The 13,273-nt window shown below is 46.4% G+C and carries 16 protein-coding genes (1 of these 16 only partly in view); 1 reads left to right on the top strand and 15 read right to left on the bottom strand.

The annotated features are described in order from the left end of the window. The 6 genes from tsaD to tsaE all read right to left on the bottom strand — a co-directional run. Positions 1-756 carry the 5' portion of a tRNA (adenosine(37)-N6)-threonylcarbamoyltransferase complex transferase subunit TsaD gene (gene tsaD, locus C6P39_RS04490; protein ID WP_095176161.1) on the bottom strand. 276 nt of this gene lie to the left of the window's left edge, so the window shows 756 of its 1,032 coding nt (coding positions 1-756); the start codon lies at positions 754-756; its stop codon lies beyond the left edge, outside the window. Positions 757-817: 61 nt separating this feature from the next. Further along, the gene (locus C6P39_RS04495; protein ID WP_104802960.1) at positions 818-1,729 is read right to left on the bottom strand and encodes a ribonuclease Z; all 912 of its coding nucleotides are present in this window, start codon (positions 1,727-1,729) and stop codon (positions 818-820) included. A 140-nt stretch (positions 1,730-1,869) separates the two neighbouring features. Continuing rightward, positions 1,870-2,118, bottom strand: a complete 249-nt coding sequence (locus C6P39_RS04500; protein WP_104802961.1) for a hypothetical protein — start codon at positions 2,116-2,118, stop codon at positions 1,870-1,872. A 128-nt stretch (positions 2,119-2,246) separates the two neighbouring features. Next, the gene (gene rimI, locus C6P39_RS04505) at positions 2,247-2,681 is read right to left on the bottom strand and encodes a ribosomal protein S18-alanine N-acetyltransferase (RefSeq protein ID WP_104802962.1); all 435 of its coding nucleotides are present in this window, start codon (positions 2,679-2,681) and stop codon (positions 2,247-2,249) included. Further along, positions 2,668-3,396 carry a tRNA (adenosine(37)-N6)-threonylcarbamoyltransferase complex dimerization subunit type 1 TsaB gene (gene tsaB, locus C6P39_RS04510; protein WP_104802963.1) on the bottom strand — a complete coding sequence of 243 codons (729 nt, stop codon included), beginning with the start codon at positions 3,394-3,396 and terminating at the stop codon, positions 2,668-2,670. Before tsaB ends, rimI begins: the two co-directional genes overlap by 14 nt. A gap of 14 nt (positions 3,397-3,410) precedes the next feature. Continuing rightward, a complete protein-coding gene (gene tsaE, locus C6P39_RS04515) occupies positions 3,411-3,845 on the bottom strand; it encodes a tRNA (adenosine(37)-N6)-threonylcarbamoyltransferase complex ATPase subunit type 1 TsaE (RefSeq protein ID WP_330397483.1) in 435 nt (144 codons plus the stop codon). A gap of 540 nt (positions 3,846-4,385) precedes the next feature. Between tsaE and C6P39_RS04525 the strand changes: the two genes are divergently transcribed. Then, a complete protein-coding gene (locus C6P39_RS04525) occupies positions 4,386-4,904 on the top strand; it encodes a peptidylprolyl isomerase (protein ID WP_065540694.1) in 519 nt (172 codons plus the stop codon). 219 nt (positions 4,905-5,123) lie between these two features. Here C6P39_RS04525 and C6P39_RS04530 read toward each other — a convergent pair whose 3' ends face one another. The 9 genes from C6P39_RS04530 to C6P39_RS04570 form a co-directional block, all read right to left on the bottom strand. After that, positions 5,124-5,780: a YigZ family protein gene (locus tag C6P39_RS04530; RefSeq protein WP_104802965.1), complete on the bottom strand. Its 657-nt coding sequence runs from the start codon at positions 5,778-5,780 to the stop codon at positions 5,124-5,126. A gap of 250 nt (positions 5,781-6,030) precedes the next feature. After that, positions 6,031-6,948, bottom strand: coding sequence for an RraA family protein (locus C6P39_RS04535; protein WP_104802966.1), 918 nt, complete (start codon positions 6,946-6,948; stop codon positions 6,031-6,033). A gap of 2 nt (positions 6,949-6,950) precedes the next feature. Further along, positions 6,951-7,421, bottom strand: a complete 471-nt coding sequence (locus tag C6P39_RS04540; RefSeq protein ID WP_104802967.1) for a RidA family protein — start codon at positions 7,419-7,421, stop codon at positions 6,951-6,953. A gap of 16 nt (positions 7,422-7,437) precedes the next feature. Next, positions 7,438-7,905, bottom strand: coding sequence for a RidA family protein (locus C6P39_RS04545; protein ID WP_104802968.1), 468 nt, complete (start codon positions 7,903-7,905; stop codon positions 7,438-7,440). Positions 7,906-7,973: 68 nt separating this feature from the next. Further along, the gene (locus tag C6P39_RS04550) at positions 7,974-9,005 is read right to left on the bottom strand and encodes a LacI family DNA-binding transcriptional regulator (RefSeq protein WP_104802969.1); all 1,032 of its coding nucleotides are present in this window, start codon (positions 9,003-9,005) and stop codon (positions 7,974-7,976) included. A gap of 188 nt (positions 9,006-9,193) precedes the next feature. Continuing rightward, positions 9,194-10,336 (bottom strand): mandelate racemase/muconate lactonizing enzyme family protein, encoded by a 1,143-nt coding sequence (locus C6P39_RS04555; protein WP_104802970.1) that lies wholly within the window; start codon positions 10,334-10,336, stop codon positions 9,194-9,196. Then, the gene (locus C6P39_RS04560) at positions 10,333-11,451 is read right to left on the bottom strand and encodes a Gfo/Idh/MocA family protein (RefSeq protein WP_104802971.1); all 1,119 of its coding nucleotides are present in this window, start codon (positions 11,449-11,451) and stop codon (positions 10,333-10,335) included. Before C6P39_RS04560 ends, C6P39_RS04555 begins: the two co-directional genes overlap by 4 nt. A 30-nt stretch (positions 11,452-11,481) precedes the next feature. Next, positions 11,482-12,348, bottom strand: coding sequence for a carbohydrate ABC transporter permease (locus C6P39_RS04565; RefSeq protein ID WP_104802972.1), 867 nt, complete (start codon positions 12,346-12,348; stop codon positions 11,482-11,484). Further along, entirely contained in the window at positions 12,345-13,220 is an 876-nt protein-coding gene (locus C6P39_RS04570; RefSeq protein WP_242986926.1) for a carbohydrate ABC transporter permease, read from the bottom strand. Before C6P39_RS04570 ends, C6P39_RS04565 begins: the two co-directional genes overlap by 4 nt. Positions 13,221-13,273 lie beyond the last annotated feature (53 nt).

The raw sequence follows: 13,273 nt of genomic DNA on the forward strand, positions 1-13,273 counted from the left end.
AACACAACGCTGAAAAGAGGCCGCAACATCTGCCGCCACAATCTCTTCCCCCTGCATTTTGCATTTGTTTAAATGATTCAAAACCGCTGATTTGACGCCGCTGAAACTAAAATCATATGGCGCTTCGTCCACTTTCGCCTTTGGAAAATCAAACGCATAGGCATTTCCCTCTTTGGAAAGCCTGTCTATTTTGGGTCCTCCCGGATAGCCAAGGCCAATAGCCCTTGCCACTTTATCAAAGGCTTCACCAGCCGCATCATCTCTCGTCCTGCCCAGGATTTCAAACGTACCGTAATCTTTTACGATCACCAGATGGGTATGTCCTCCGGATACTACCAGACAGAGAAACGGCGGTTCCAGATCAGGATGCTCTATATAATTCGCTGAAATATGACCTTCTATATGATGCACTCCCACAAGAGGGATATCTTTTGCAAAGCTGATAGCCTTTGCCTCGGCCACACCCACAAGCAGTGCGCCCACAAGCCCCGGCCCGTAAGTGACACCAATCGCATCTAAGTCATCCAGGGTCACATCCGCCTCTTTCAGGGCTTCCTCAATAACCTGGTTGATTTTTTCAATGTGTTTTCTGGACGCGATCTCAGGAACAACGCCCCCGTATAACTTGTGAAGCTCTATCTGGGACGAAATAATATTAGATAATATAGTCCTGCCGTTTTTTACCACAGAGGCGGCCGTCTCGTCACAGGAGCTTTCAATCGCCAGGACAAGTACATCCTCATTTGTCTTCTCCATCTTACATTCTCCTTTTTTACAGAACTTATTCGGAATCGTTCAGACGACTGAACGATCACACTTATTCTTCCTCAAACTGCAGTTCCACGGACTGTCTGTCCCTGGCTGCAATGGTATTCGGAAATACTTTCGACGCCTCCGGAAGCGCTTCCTCCGGCCGCACAAGGGATGGGCTGTAATGTGTGAGCCATAGCTCTTTTACCTGCGCTTCTTTCGCCAGAAGTGCGGCCTCCCTGAAAGTCATATGTTTGTGCGCTTTAGCCTTTTCCTCTTTGTCCTGCTCTCCGTACATGCCCTCACAGATAAACAGATCAGAGTCTTTTGCATGTTCTGCAATGGATCTTACAGGACGGGTATCTGTGGTATATGTCAGTTTTATGCCTTTTCTGACAGGTCCCAGAACCATATCCGGTGTATATATTCTGCCGCCCGCCTCTATAGTCTGGCCTTTTTGAAGGGGATTCCAGTATTGCAGGGGAATTCCCTGTTCTTTTGCACGGGAAGCGTCAAATTTGCCGCCTCTCTTGATTTCTATTGAGTAACCATAACAGGTCACATTATGGTTTACCCGGAATGCCGTAATATGGTATCCGCAGAGTTCTATCTGCTCCTCCGGCTGTGTCAACTCTATACATTGTATATCAAATGGAAGCTCCGGAGCAATGACACGAAGAGCCTGAACTACCCGAACCAGCCCCTTAGGGCCGATCAGTGTCAGCGTTTCTGTCCGCTCTGCATTCCCCATGGTTAAAAGGAGTCCCGGAAGCCCGCTGATATGGTCTGCGTGATAATGTGTAAAACATATCACATCGATCGGCTTGAAACTCCATCCTTTTTCTTTTACTGCGACTTGTGTGCCTTCGCCGCAGTCTATCATAAAATTACTGCCGTTATAGCGGGTCATAAGTGAGGTGAGTTTCCGCCTTGGGAGCGGCATCATTCCTCCTGTACCCAATAGACAAACATCCAGCATCTGTCATATCCTCATTTCTCTTCCATATTGACTTCGGCAACTGTTCACTACCTGCACAGTACCTGGAGTCTGTTTGAAAATTCATGCAGGATCGCCTTTGGCGAGGACTGCGCTTCTATCTTAGCACACATTTTTTTCCACTACAACAATTCCTTTTCATTTTTCTTATCAACGGGTATGGCAAATCCCCGGATAATCTCATCGTAACAGTCCTCACACAGGTCAAACTGGTGGCGCTGCGTGTCTTTTTTGGAAAAATATCCCCAGGCTATGTCTACAGGAAGAACCCCTTCCATAGCGATACCGTTTTCCACATGCAGTTTCTTTCCGCAGCGGTTGCAGTATAACTCTGTGAGCATGCCCGTTTCCTTTTTTTCGTATTTTCGCATAATCTTTATCCTCCTGCTTTGAGCTTGTACGCCAAACCATATCTGTCTCTTCTCTGTCATTATACAAAAAATATGTGCAGAAACCCAGTGGGAAACAGTTGCAGATATAGAAAAAGATAGCAGCTCTGCTATCTTTTGCACATTACGACGGCGTGTTCCGTGGGAGCCTCGTAGAAGTTTTTTCTTAGTCCTGCCTCTTCAAAACCACAGGAACGGTACAGAGCGATCGCTCTTTTGTTGCTTTGGCGCACTTCCAGAAAGAAGGAGGAGACCCCTGCTTTTCTGCCTGCCTTCACAAGTGCCTCCACAAGCTGACGCCCTATATGTTTTCCCCAGCAGGAGGATCTTACGGAGACATTGGTTATTTCGCCTTCGTCCAGGGCTGTCCACATGCCTGCGTATCCTGTGACAACGCCGTCAAGCTCCGCCACAAAATAAATTGCATGGGCAGAGTGCACAGCGTCCAGAAAACCGGATGCCATCCAGGGGCGTGAAAAATTTTCCGCTTCAATCTGCGCCGCTGCTGTGGTGTCTTCAGGGCGCATATCTCTAATTATCAGCATTTTTTTCTTTTGCAAGACGTTCCGCGCGTTCTCTCTCAGCCTGTGATACTCTCAGATAATCCGGCTGATGCTCTGCGGCGTCTTCCATTTTTCCTTCCTTATAGTAAATCTCGGCAAGGGCAGCAACAGCGGCTGCTCTTTGTTTGTTCACATGAGCCGGGGCAAAGGAATAGGGGACCCGGCATGTCTCCTCTATGAGCTCACGGTAGACAGGGACGCCGTCACCCAGGAAGATAACAGATTTTCCTCTCCGGTTCAGTTCCTCTATCAGGTCGGTCATAGGGAGGGCGTCCTGGGGTCTTAATATTTTCAAGGTATGGTTTTCAAAATAGTATAGGCCTGTGTAAACCTGTTTTCTTCTGGCGTCCATGATGGGGCAGATCAGCGTGTCCGGGGCTGTGTCGTATAGGTTATAGGCAAGGGCATCTACAGTGGGAATACCTATCAGAGGTTTATTCAAGGCAAGTCCCAGGCCTTTAGCTGTTGCGGAACCTATTCTGAGTCCGGTAAAAGAGCCGGGGCCGGCAGCTACTGCTATGGCATCAATGGAATTTAAGTCCAGGGATATGGCTTTTTTCACCTCGTCCAGCATGGGAAGCAGGGTCTGGGAATGGGTTTTCTTGTAGTTCATGGTGTATTCAGCCACCAGTATATCGTCTTCCACTACGGCAACGGATGCTACCAGTCCGGAACTGTCAAGTGCTAAGATTTTCATTTTTTGTCATCTCCTTATTTATTTAGACCTTCTATGGTTATTTTTCGGTAATCAAAGCCTTTGGAGGGGTCTTTTTCTATGTTTATTTTTATGATATCCGGAGGGAGAAGTTCCTCTATAAGCTCTGCCCACTCTATGAGGCAGATGCCTTCACCGAAAAAGTAATCATCGTATCCGATTTCTTCCATCTCTTCTATGTCACCAATGCGGTAAACGTCAAAATGGTAGAAGGGCAGACGGCCGCTTTCATAAATCTGGACTATGGTGAAGGTTGGGCTGTTGACAGGCTCGTCTATGCCCAGACCTTTGGCTACGCCTTGGGTGAAGACGGTTTTGCCGGTGCCCAGGTCACCGTTTAAGGTGTAGATTTGGCCGGGGGTGGCTTTTTGGGCCAGGTGTTGGCCTAGGGCGAAGGTTTCTTGAGGGGTGTTGGTTTCTATTGTCAGCATGTGGGACAGCTCCTTTTTTGGTTGATATGGGGACGGGACGGGTAAGCCGGAGTGGCGGCGGGGCGTGTGTCTGTGGGAGCGAAGCATTTCGCTTGGTCAGAAGCTAACCTGCTCCCAGCCACTAAATTCGTCAGCAGAGGCTTCCTCATTAAGTGTCTGGGGCAGGTGGATCTTCTGCCCGCTCCACTATACATCGCTCCCACAGACACACGCCCCGCCACCACTCCGGCTTACCCTGGTTTTCACAGGCGGTACAATGGCATGCTAAAGTTTAATGGAAATAATATGTGCCTGTTTGGTGCAGTAGTATTGTATGATACATGTATTAAGTGGAATAATGTATGGTTTTATCATTTCATCTGTGATAAATTTAAAAAATAATTTAAAAATATATTTATTCTGTGGATATTTAATTTTGGAGATATCCTAAATTATAATATAAAATTATCTTTTATGCTACAAGTATAAAAAAGAAATTTCTTGCACCTTTTATTTTTAGAGATTATAATAGAGGAAAATGTTTAAAAGGAGATTTTTGATATGGCTAATCCTATTGTTACGATCACTATGGCAGATGGGGGCGTTATTAAGGCGGAATTGTATCCGGATGTTGCGCCGAATACTGTGAATAATTTTATTAGTTTGGTGAAAAATGGATTTTATGACGGACTGGTGTTTCATCGGGTGATCCGTGGTTTTATGATTCAGGGCGGCTGCCCTCAGGGAACCGGAATGGGTGGTCCGGGTTACTCTATTAAAGGTGAATTTAGTGGAAATGGGGTTGAGAATAACCTGAAGCATGATGCCGGAGTTTTGTCTATGGCACGTGCTATGGATCCGAATTCTGCCGGAAGCCAGTTTTTTATCATGCATGAGAATGCACCGCATTTGGACGGGCAGTATGCTGCTTTTGGTAAAGTGACGGAAGGCATGGATGTGGTGAATGCCATCGCTGATGTTCAGACAGATTATAGTGATCGTCCTATGGAGCCACAGACCATCCAGAGTATGACTGTGGAAACTTTTGGTGTGGAGTACGCTGAACCTGAGAAATTTTAATGTGTGAGTACCCTGTCGGCACAGACTGGAGTGTTGTATTTATTTGGCGTAAATAGTGAGTGCTAATTACAGCCAGAGTAATACAGCGCTGAACCGGGTTTTGTGCGGACAGGGTATTTTTTTGTACAAATGCTATTGCTCAATCCGACGGAAACAAGACCGTCAGTGCTGAATATTTTGTCAGTCTGCAAGGCGGAGGAGGGAAGCGGGTATTGCTGGTCAGTCATGGAAAGTCAGGTATTCACCGTCCAGGGCTGCGAAGTAAAGTTCTTTTAAGTCTGTGATGGAGGCACGGCCGTTGGTCGCTTCTGTCACGGCTTTTTTTATGGGATTTTCTTCGGACTTGGGGACGAGGACCTGGAGTTTCACGTTCTCGGTGTATTGAGAATCCGTGATGGGGATGCCGCGCTGGCCGAAAAGATATTGAAGTTTTCCCACACCGTTGTAGTCGGTTCCGATCTCCAGGAGGATACCGTGATGTTTTGTGATTACCCGGCTGCAGGCAAGGCCCTCTTGGACGGCTTTTGAGTAGGCACGGACAAGACCGCCGGTCCCTAAGAGCGTGCCGCCGAAATATCTGGTGACTACCACGGCTGTATCGTAAAGGTCCTCTCCTAAAAGTACATCCAACATGGGTTTACCCGCTGTGCCTGACGGTTCTCCGTCATCACTGCAGCGCATGGTCTCTTTTCTCTGACCTATGACGTAAGCATAACAGTTGTGGGCAGCATTCCAGTGTTTTTTCCGAACCTCTTCTATGAAGCTGAGGGCTTCCTCTTCAGACTTTACCAGCCTTACGGCAGCAATGAAACGTGATTTCTTTTCTGTGATTTCACCTTCGCCGCCCTCGTAGATTGTTTTGTATTGTTCCAGCATGGGAATCCTCCTTTTACTGCTTTTCTCTGTAATCCGGAATACTCAGTAACTATTCAGTAGGTCAGCGCATTCACTGCGCTGACCGTAAGAAAGTGTACCACGACCAAGCAAAAATCCCATCGCCAAAGGCGATTTTGCATGGATTTTTGCCTGTAACTGTAAGGATACTGAACAGTTTACAATTATCATATCACAAATCATAAAATGCGGGTAGTACAAGATATTTTTCCTGTACTCCCGCATTTTGTATTTATTCGAGACACCTTTTCATGATTTCTTTTTCTGCTGCAGGGTCACCGTTTGCTGCCAGTTTTTCCAGATTCCAGTCTAAGGAACGATACTTTTCTCCTCTTTCGTCCTCTTCCAGAAATTTTTCCATATTTTCCAACATGTCCATACTCCAAATGGTGCTGTCCACCTGGGCTGTAGTATAAATCTTCTTTTTCAGCATCTCAAATCCAAATATGTCTTTGGCGTGGGATTTGTTGGCCTCATTAATGACCGTTTCCACCATGTGGGAGGGAATGAACAGCACACCGCTCTCAGTGGCAAATACTACATCTCCTGGCATGCAGACTGCTTTGCCTATTCTGGTTGGACCGTTAAACCCTGTCATAACACATTCCCGGATAGGCGTTGGGTCTATACCCCTGTAGCACACTTGGATATCTTCTATCTCCCGCATCTGCTCCACATCCCGAATCCCGCCCCAAATAACAGCTCCGCCGTTTTTTGTCCTGGCTTTTATGGCAGTGGTGAGATTTCCCCCGATAAAAGTTCCGTTGTAAACTTTATCGTACATATCTGCAACTACCACATCCCCCTTTGTCAGGGAGTCTATGACCCACTGGTTGCAGGTGCCATTCCAGCCTCGGCCTGTTCCGTACTCTTTTACTGTTTCACAGAGATCCGGCCTTGCTGGTACAAAGGTACAGGTCACAGCTCGCCCCACCATTTTCTGCGCCGGGTGCAGCCTTTTTAAATCCCCCTCAAACTGGAAATGGTATCCTTTTATATACAGCGGCAGCCAGACCTCCTCCAGTGTCATTCCTCTCAGGATTTCCAGGTATTTGTCCGGAACACGCGGCCTTCCATCTTCAAACCGCTCCTGGCTCCACTGTCTTGTAAGTCCAATAACCTGCTCCCGTTCATTTAAATTTGTCATCATCTCTATCCCCTTACAGACACTATCACTTCGATTTCTACCGGTATATTATTGTTTGGAAGATTGTGGGTGCCCATAACTGTCCTTGCATGAAATCCCCGCTCTTCCAGCGCCTCAGTCATTACATCTGAAAATCCATTCATGATCCCCTCTAAGTCAGTTTCCGCCCCTTCACAATTCACCATACCGAAAGCTTTTACAATTCCCTCTATGCGCTCAAGACTTCCCAGGGTGTCTTTTAACGCACCTAAAATAATGATCCCGCATTCACGCGCTGCCAGATACCCTTCCTCAGGGGTCAGTTCTTTTCCGATCCTTCCGCTATATAAAGGTACACCTGTGACCTGGTCCTCTGGACCGTGGCCTGAAACAAAAATCAGATTATCTGATCGTCTCAGAAGGATGATCCCCTTTTTCTTTTTGTACTGCGGTTCAATTTCCATATCATTTTGCATGACTTTATTGATTTTATCCATAAACACTGCCCTCCTGTCAGCTGCGAATGCGAACAATAGCCTCCACGGACACCGGAACGTTCAGAGGCAGTGCATACGCTCCCATGGCGCTTCTCGCATGCTGCCCCCTTCTTCCGAAGACCTCCACCATGAGATCTGAAAATCCATTCATCACTGCAGGCTGGCCGGAAAATTCCCCTGTACTGTTCACTAACCCAAGAGCCTTGACTACACACTCCACCCGATCCAGCTCCCCAATATGATCCTTGATAGTTGCCAACATATTGATGCCGCATAGTCTGGCCGCCTGATATGCTGTATCCACGTCAACTTCACCGCCGACTTTTCCCGTATATATTGCTTTCCCCTCATTATCTACGGGCAAGTGCGCGGAAAGAAAAAGCAGGTTTCCGCTTAACACTGCATCCACTGCCCCTGTACCTTTCCGGTTTCTAACAGGAAGACTGATTCCCAAATGTATCATTCTATCTCCGGTTTCTCCCATAAAAATTACCTCCGTCATCCTTCCGCCGCTTCACATAACAGCGGATAATATGTTCTTTCATTTCCACTTCATTTTCCAACTGCCGCAACAGTCTCTTTTTCCACAATCCTGGTCTCGTAAGTCTTTCTCACATTTGTGACAGTCTTCTGGTCCTCCAACTGCTGGCTCAGCAATGCCACACTGTCATATCCGATTTGATGCAAGGGCTGTTCCACAGTTGTGATCCGGGGGCCCCTGTAGCAGTCCGGAAGGATGGTCTGATTATCAAACCCGATGACCGACACATCTTTCGGAACACACAGGCCCATATCTGTGGCAGCTCTGATCGCGTAGCTTGCTATGGCATCATCAGAACAGAAAACAGCGCTTGGCCTGCAGGGCAGCTCCATCATCTCCCGCATTCTTTCATAACCACTTTTATAATCTGTTGATGTGTGTCCAATATAACCATCATGGATCTCCAGTCCTGCCAGTCTCATTTCATTGAGATATCCGTTCAGCCTGTCTATCGTTACTTTCTTATTTGGATTCCCGCAGATATGTGCTATACTGTGGTGTCCTTTATTTTTGAGATATCTTATTGCTGACTGCGCACCCCCGGTATTGTCGATCAGCAGCTTATTGCAGGAAAAATCGGGAATATCATTTTCAATCATGACATATTTCATGGCATCTCTGTCTTTCAGATAGCGGGTCACCGATTCGTCTGTCAGATATGAACCATAAAGGATGATACCGTCCACTACGCCGTTTGTCAGATATTTCAGATACTTTTCCTTGCTCTTGATATCCGAACCGAGAACACTGCAGAAAATCACATTATATTTTGTCTGCTGGGCCCCTGTCTCAAAGCCTCTTATCAAATCATAAAAAAATGGATCATGCAGATTATGTACAACGATACCGATTGCATTTGTCTTATGGCTCACCAGTGCTCTGGCCGCATTATTGGGATTGTATCCAAGGCTCCTTACAGCCTCCATGACTTTCTCTTTTGTTGCTTCACTTACCATATCAGTCCCATTTACAACTCTCGAAACCGTTGCCAGTGAAACACCGGACGCTTTTGCAACATCCTTGATCGTGATTCCATTTCCCATCTTTTTAACTCCTTCAGATATTTAATTCGTAACCACTCAGCACCTTCCCATTTGCGGGCAAAAATCCATACGGAATAGTTACTATGATTCACAGATATTGGGTTCATTATATTCCATATTTCCTTTTTTTTCCATATGGAGACAGTAAAACCCTTTATCTGTTTTTTCCCACGGAGTTTACCAAAGTATCAAAATACAAATCGCAATCTACTGTCATCGCAGCGGTATTCCTGCAAAGCCTCCTCGTTTACCTCCACCCCCAGTCCCGGCCCCTCCGGAACCAAAAAATTTCCATCCGATACAACGAGAGGCCTGGATAAAATATCGCCCCCATGGGCTGTATATGTAGTATCCATTGCCATTTGAAATGCAGGAAGAGCGCTTGTTGCCTGCAGAATGGCTGCTGTTTTAACCCCCATATCCCAAGCACAGTGGTGTGCCAGAGGTATCCCTGCCGCCTCCGCAATGTGTGCCGCTTTCTGCAGTTCCCCTATTCCTCCCAAGGACTCCATATCAACCACTAGCGCATCCGCCGCGCTGCACCGGAGTGCCTCCCATATACCGCCCGGAATATAACTGTCCTCATTGATCGCAAGAGGCGTACTGCTTCTGCTGCGAATCTGGCGGTACTCGCTCAGCATTCTGACTCTCACAGGCTGCTCTACATACTGAAACCTGCACGGTTCCACTGCATTCATATATCTTACAGCCTGATCCATCCGGTATGCCTGGTTCATATCCACACGGATTTCCACATTCTCGCCTGCTGCCTCCCGGAGCCAAAAAGCCCGCCTGATATCCTCTGTCAAAGAGATACCACCTTTTGTCTTTATGGTTTTAAAACCATTTTTACACACTTCTTTTACTTTCTTTATTGTATCCTTTTCATCTAAATATCCAAAAGCATAGGCTGCCGGTATGGTATTCCGTACTTTTCCTCCAAGGAGTCTGCTGATAGGACATCCAAGAACTTTGCCAGTTAAATCCCACAGTGCCATTTCTGCTCCGGACACCAGATGGAGTGTATTGATATCTGGGTTATATAAAGACCGCAGGGATTCCATGATCTGATTTCTATCCCATATCTCTGCTCCTTTGAGGGCTGGTTCCAGCAAATCTTTTATAATGCTCATTGTCATGTTCAGGGAATGGATCATATTCATCTCACCCCATCCCACCAGACCATCCTCTGCCGTGAGCTTATAAATCACCCCTGTGACCCAGGATGTTCCTTTCGCCTCACGGCTTCCGCGGTATGGTGCCACACCACCCTCTGCGAGAGGTTTGATCGGCAGTCTTACAGGATATGCCTCTACTTTTCCAATTCTCACGGCTCCAATATCACTTCCTTGTCCTCTCTTGCGGAATTGAGTATGGCCTCTACCACTGCAACCTGCCGGATACCTTCCTCCAAATCTGTGAAAGGCACTTTACGCTCCCCATTTTCCATAAAGGAATCCGCATAAAGGCAGACTCCCTCATTCCAATCAAAATCATTTTTATCCTGTGCCTTTAGATCGAATCTGTATGCTTTCATTTTTTCACTGTAGGAAAACTTTGCATGTATACCTTCCTGCTCCAGAAGGCCGGCTGCCTCCTCTGCTTTTTCCTTTGGAATTTCCAGATAGATCCTAAGTCCCTGTCCTGCCTCATATCCTGGTGTCTTATTATAGGCAAACCCGCCTTTTTCGGCCGTAAGCTGTACATAATTTTCCACCAGTTCTTCCATGCGCTTTGTCCATTCTGTCTTAAGACGGATGATCATCCCATTGTCAAAGGTTAGCAGGCAGTCCAGAAAATCAAACTCGCTGCCAATCACGCTTCTTTTACCTTTTGCGTATACTCTGGCCACTTTTCCCGGAGCAAAGTAATAATGCAGTAAATCCACCGCATGGCTGAGGAGAAAGAACGCAGGGGAAGAGATCGCTGAGAATTTTTTGCTGTCCTTTCCCCATAAGTTCCTGGGCACATCAATGGAATCATCCATACGCATTTCTCCGAACTGAGGTGTCCCCAGATACCCCTTTCGCAGAAGCAAACGTATACTGCGGTCCAGAGGATAAAAACGATTGGGGAACAACACCTTGATACAGGTTCCTGATTTTTGGGCCGCCTCTCGTATTTCATACGCGTCCGCCAGAGAAGTAGTAAGCGGCTTCTCACTGATGACATAGGGAACGCCTCTTTCACAGGCCCCGAGTATAGGCGCTTTGTGATAAGGGTCCTGGGTCGCAACCACTACCAAATCCAATTCTTCTTTTTCAAGCATCTCTGTAAAATCTTCATACCAGGAACAGGCATGTGCTTCTGCCCAAACCCTTGCTTTCTCTGCCTTCTGGTCACACACTGCTGCCACGGATGTATTTTTGTGACTAAATAGATGGTCTGCGTGCTGGCTCCCCAGAAGCCCCATACCTATGACTGCACATCTCAAATTCTTTTCCATTTATATTACCGCCTTTCTTTTTTCTTCTTGTTACCCTTTGACTGCCCCTGATGTGATTCCCTTAATGAAATACTTGTTGCACAGCAGAAAAATCAGCAGCACCGGGACAGCGATCACAACAGCCGCACTCATCATCCCGCCCCAGTCGATGATAAACTGCCCTTTGAATTCTTTCAGCGCAATGGACAGTGTTTTATATTGTGCAGAATTCGTAAAATTAAAAGCAAATATAAACTCCTCCCAGGTATTTAAAAATGTATAGATACAGACTGTGACGATTCCCGGTGAAATTACCGGTACTAAAATGCGGAATAAAGCTCCGGGACGATTACATCCGTCAATCAGTGCCGCTTCATCAAGCTCCCTGGGCACTCCGGATAAAAATGCAGTCAGTGTCATCACAGCCATTGGTACATTTAACGCGATATTAGAAATAATATTTACTTGATATGTATCAATCAAATGTATCCTGCTGTAAATTTTATAAAGAGGCAGAAGAAGAACAATTGCAGGCATCATCTGCCCAAAGAGCAGTGAAGCAGATAAAGTCCTGCTGCCCTTGAACTCAAACCTGGAAAATCCGAAACCTGCCAGCAGTGAAACCACCAGTGTAAACACGGTCGCTGCCAATGCAACCATCAGACTGTTAAGAAAAGACCTGGGTATAGAAGTCTCAAATAAAACGCGGGCAAAGTTGGAAAATGTAGGGTTGTCTGTAAAAAACCTGGGCGGCGAGATAAATAGCTCAGATGCCGGTTTTATAGATGACAGGACCATCCATACAGCTGGAAACAACGCTGCCAGACAGCAGGCTGCCAGAAATATATAGGCACAGAGAATCCCGGCCGTTTCCAGCGGTTTTGTCCCGGATGTCATTTCTGTCTGCATACTTCTCATGAATTCCTGTCCCTCCTTATCACATACCTGTTATACAATAGCGCAATTGCTGCCGTGACCACGAACAGCACCGAAGCCGCCGCACTTGCTGTTCCGAAACTATAATTCTTAAATGCATCTCTGTATATGTACAGGGATAATATTTCCGACGCATGGGCCGGTCCCCCTTCCGTGAGCAGATAGATAAAGGTAAAAGAATTCATAGTCCAGATACTCAGAAGCAGGATAACCGTATTTACCGATGAACTGATTTCGGGTATTGTAATATGAAAGAACACCTGATACCCTCTGGCCCCATCGACTCTGGCCGCTTCCTTCAGGTCCTGGGAAACACCCTGCAGTGCTGCCTCTGTCATGAGTACCACGAACGGCACCATTTTCCAGACATTAACAATGATCGCAGATAAAAGCGCTGTATTTGCTGAGGATGTCCAATTCAAGCTCTCCGAAATAAGACCGATTCTTTTTAGTATCTCATTGATGATCCCATAATCCGGATGGTAAGACCAGTCCCATACCATAGCACTCACTACACTTGGCAAAACCCAGGGTATCATCAACAGTATTCTGATGATATTTTTCCCCCGTAAACGGCTTGCATTTAATATATTTGCAATAATAAACCCTATCAGAAACTGAAAGACAACACTTCCCACGGTCCAGACAAGTGTATTTTTCAACGCCAGTCGAAAGACGGCATCCTGGAATATGTCCGCAAACTGGGAAATACCCGCAAAAGTTATACTGCCTGTAAAGAGATCTGTCTTAAAAAATCCCATTACCAACGTGTATACAAGAGGCACCAGCATAACTATAAAAACAAATAGCATCGCCGGGGCAATATAAAGATATCCCCAATTCTGTTTCTTCATTATTCTCCTTTTTTTCACCATCTCATATGCCGCCCCTTCCTTTGGGAGCCTGC

Source organism: Blautia marasmi (assembly GCF_900258535.1).
Classification (GTDB): Bacteria; Bacillota; Clostridia; order Lachnospirales; family Lachnospiraceae; genus Blautia; species Blautia hominis.

What these genes read in the sequence shown, in the direction of transcription:
- C6P39_RS04495 (WP_104802960.1), bottom strand. Translation starts at nt 1,729, where the DNA reads ATGCTGGATGTTTGTCTATTGGGTACAGGAGGAATGATGCCGCTCCCA.
- C6P39_RS04500 (WP_104802961.1), bottom strand. Translation starts at nt 2,118, where the DNA reads ATGCGAAAATACGAAAAAAAGGAAACGGGCATGCTCACAGAGTTATAC.
- rimI (WP_104802962.1), bottom strand. Translation starts at nt 2,681, where the DNA reads ATGCTGATAATTAGAGATATGCGCCCTGAAGACACCACAGCAGCGGCG.
- tsaB (WP_104802963.1), bottom strand. Translation starts at nt 3,396, where the DNA reads ATGAAAATCTTAGCACTTGACAGTTCCGGACTGGTAGCATCCGTTGCC.
- tsaE (WP_330397483.1), bottom strand. Translation starts at nt 3,845, where the DNA reads ATGCTGACAATAGAAACCAACACCCCTCAAGAAACCTTCGCCCTAGGC.
- C6P39_RS04525 (WP_065540694.1), top strand. Translation starts at nt 4,386, where the DNA reads ATGGCTAATCCTATTGTTACGATCACTATGGCAGATGGGGGCGTTATT.
- C6P39_RS04530 (WP_104802965.1), bottom strand. Translation starts at nt 5,780, where the DNA reads ATGCTGGAACAATACAAAACAATCTACGAGGGCGGCGAAGGTGAAATC.
- C6P39_RS04535 (WP_104802966.1), bottom strand. Translation starts at nt 6,948, where the DNA reads ATGATGACAAATTTAAATGAACGGGAGCAGGTTATTGGACTTACAAGA.
- C6P39_RS04540 (WP_104802967.1), bottom strand. Translation starts at nt 7,421, where the DNA reads ATGGATAAAATCAATAAAGTCATGCAAAATGATATGGAAATTGAACCG.
- C6P39_RS04545 (WP_104802968.1), bottom strand. Translation starts at nt 7,905, where the DNA reads ATGGGAGAAACCGGAGATAGAATGATACATTTGGGAATCAGTCTTCCT.
- C6P39_RS04550 (WP_104802969.1), bottom strand. Translation starts at nt 9,005, where the DNA reads ATGGGAAATGGAATCACGATCAAGGATGTTGCAAAAGCGTCCGGTGTT.
- C6P39_RS04560 (WP_104802971.1), bottom strand. Translation starts at nt 11,451, where the DNA reads ATGGAAAAGAATTTGAGATGTGCAGTCATAGGTATGGGGCTTCTGGGG.
- C6P39_RS04565 (WP_104802972.1), bottom strand. Translation starts at nt 12,348, where the DNA reads ATGAGAAGTATGCAGACAGAAATGACATCCGGGACAAAACCGCTGGAA.
- C6P39_RS04570 (WP_242986926.1), bottom strand. Translation starts at nt 13,220, where the DNA reads ATGAAGAAACAGAATTGGGGATATCTTTATATTGCCCCGGCGATGCTA.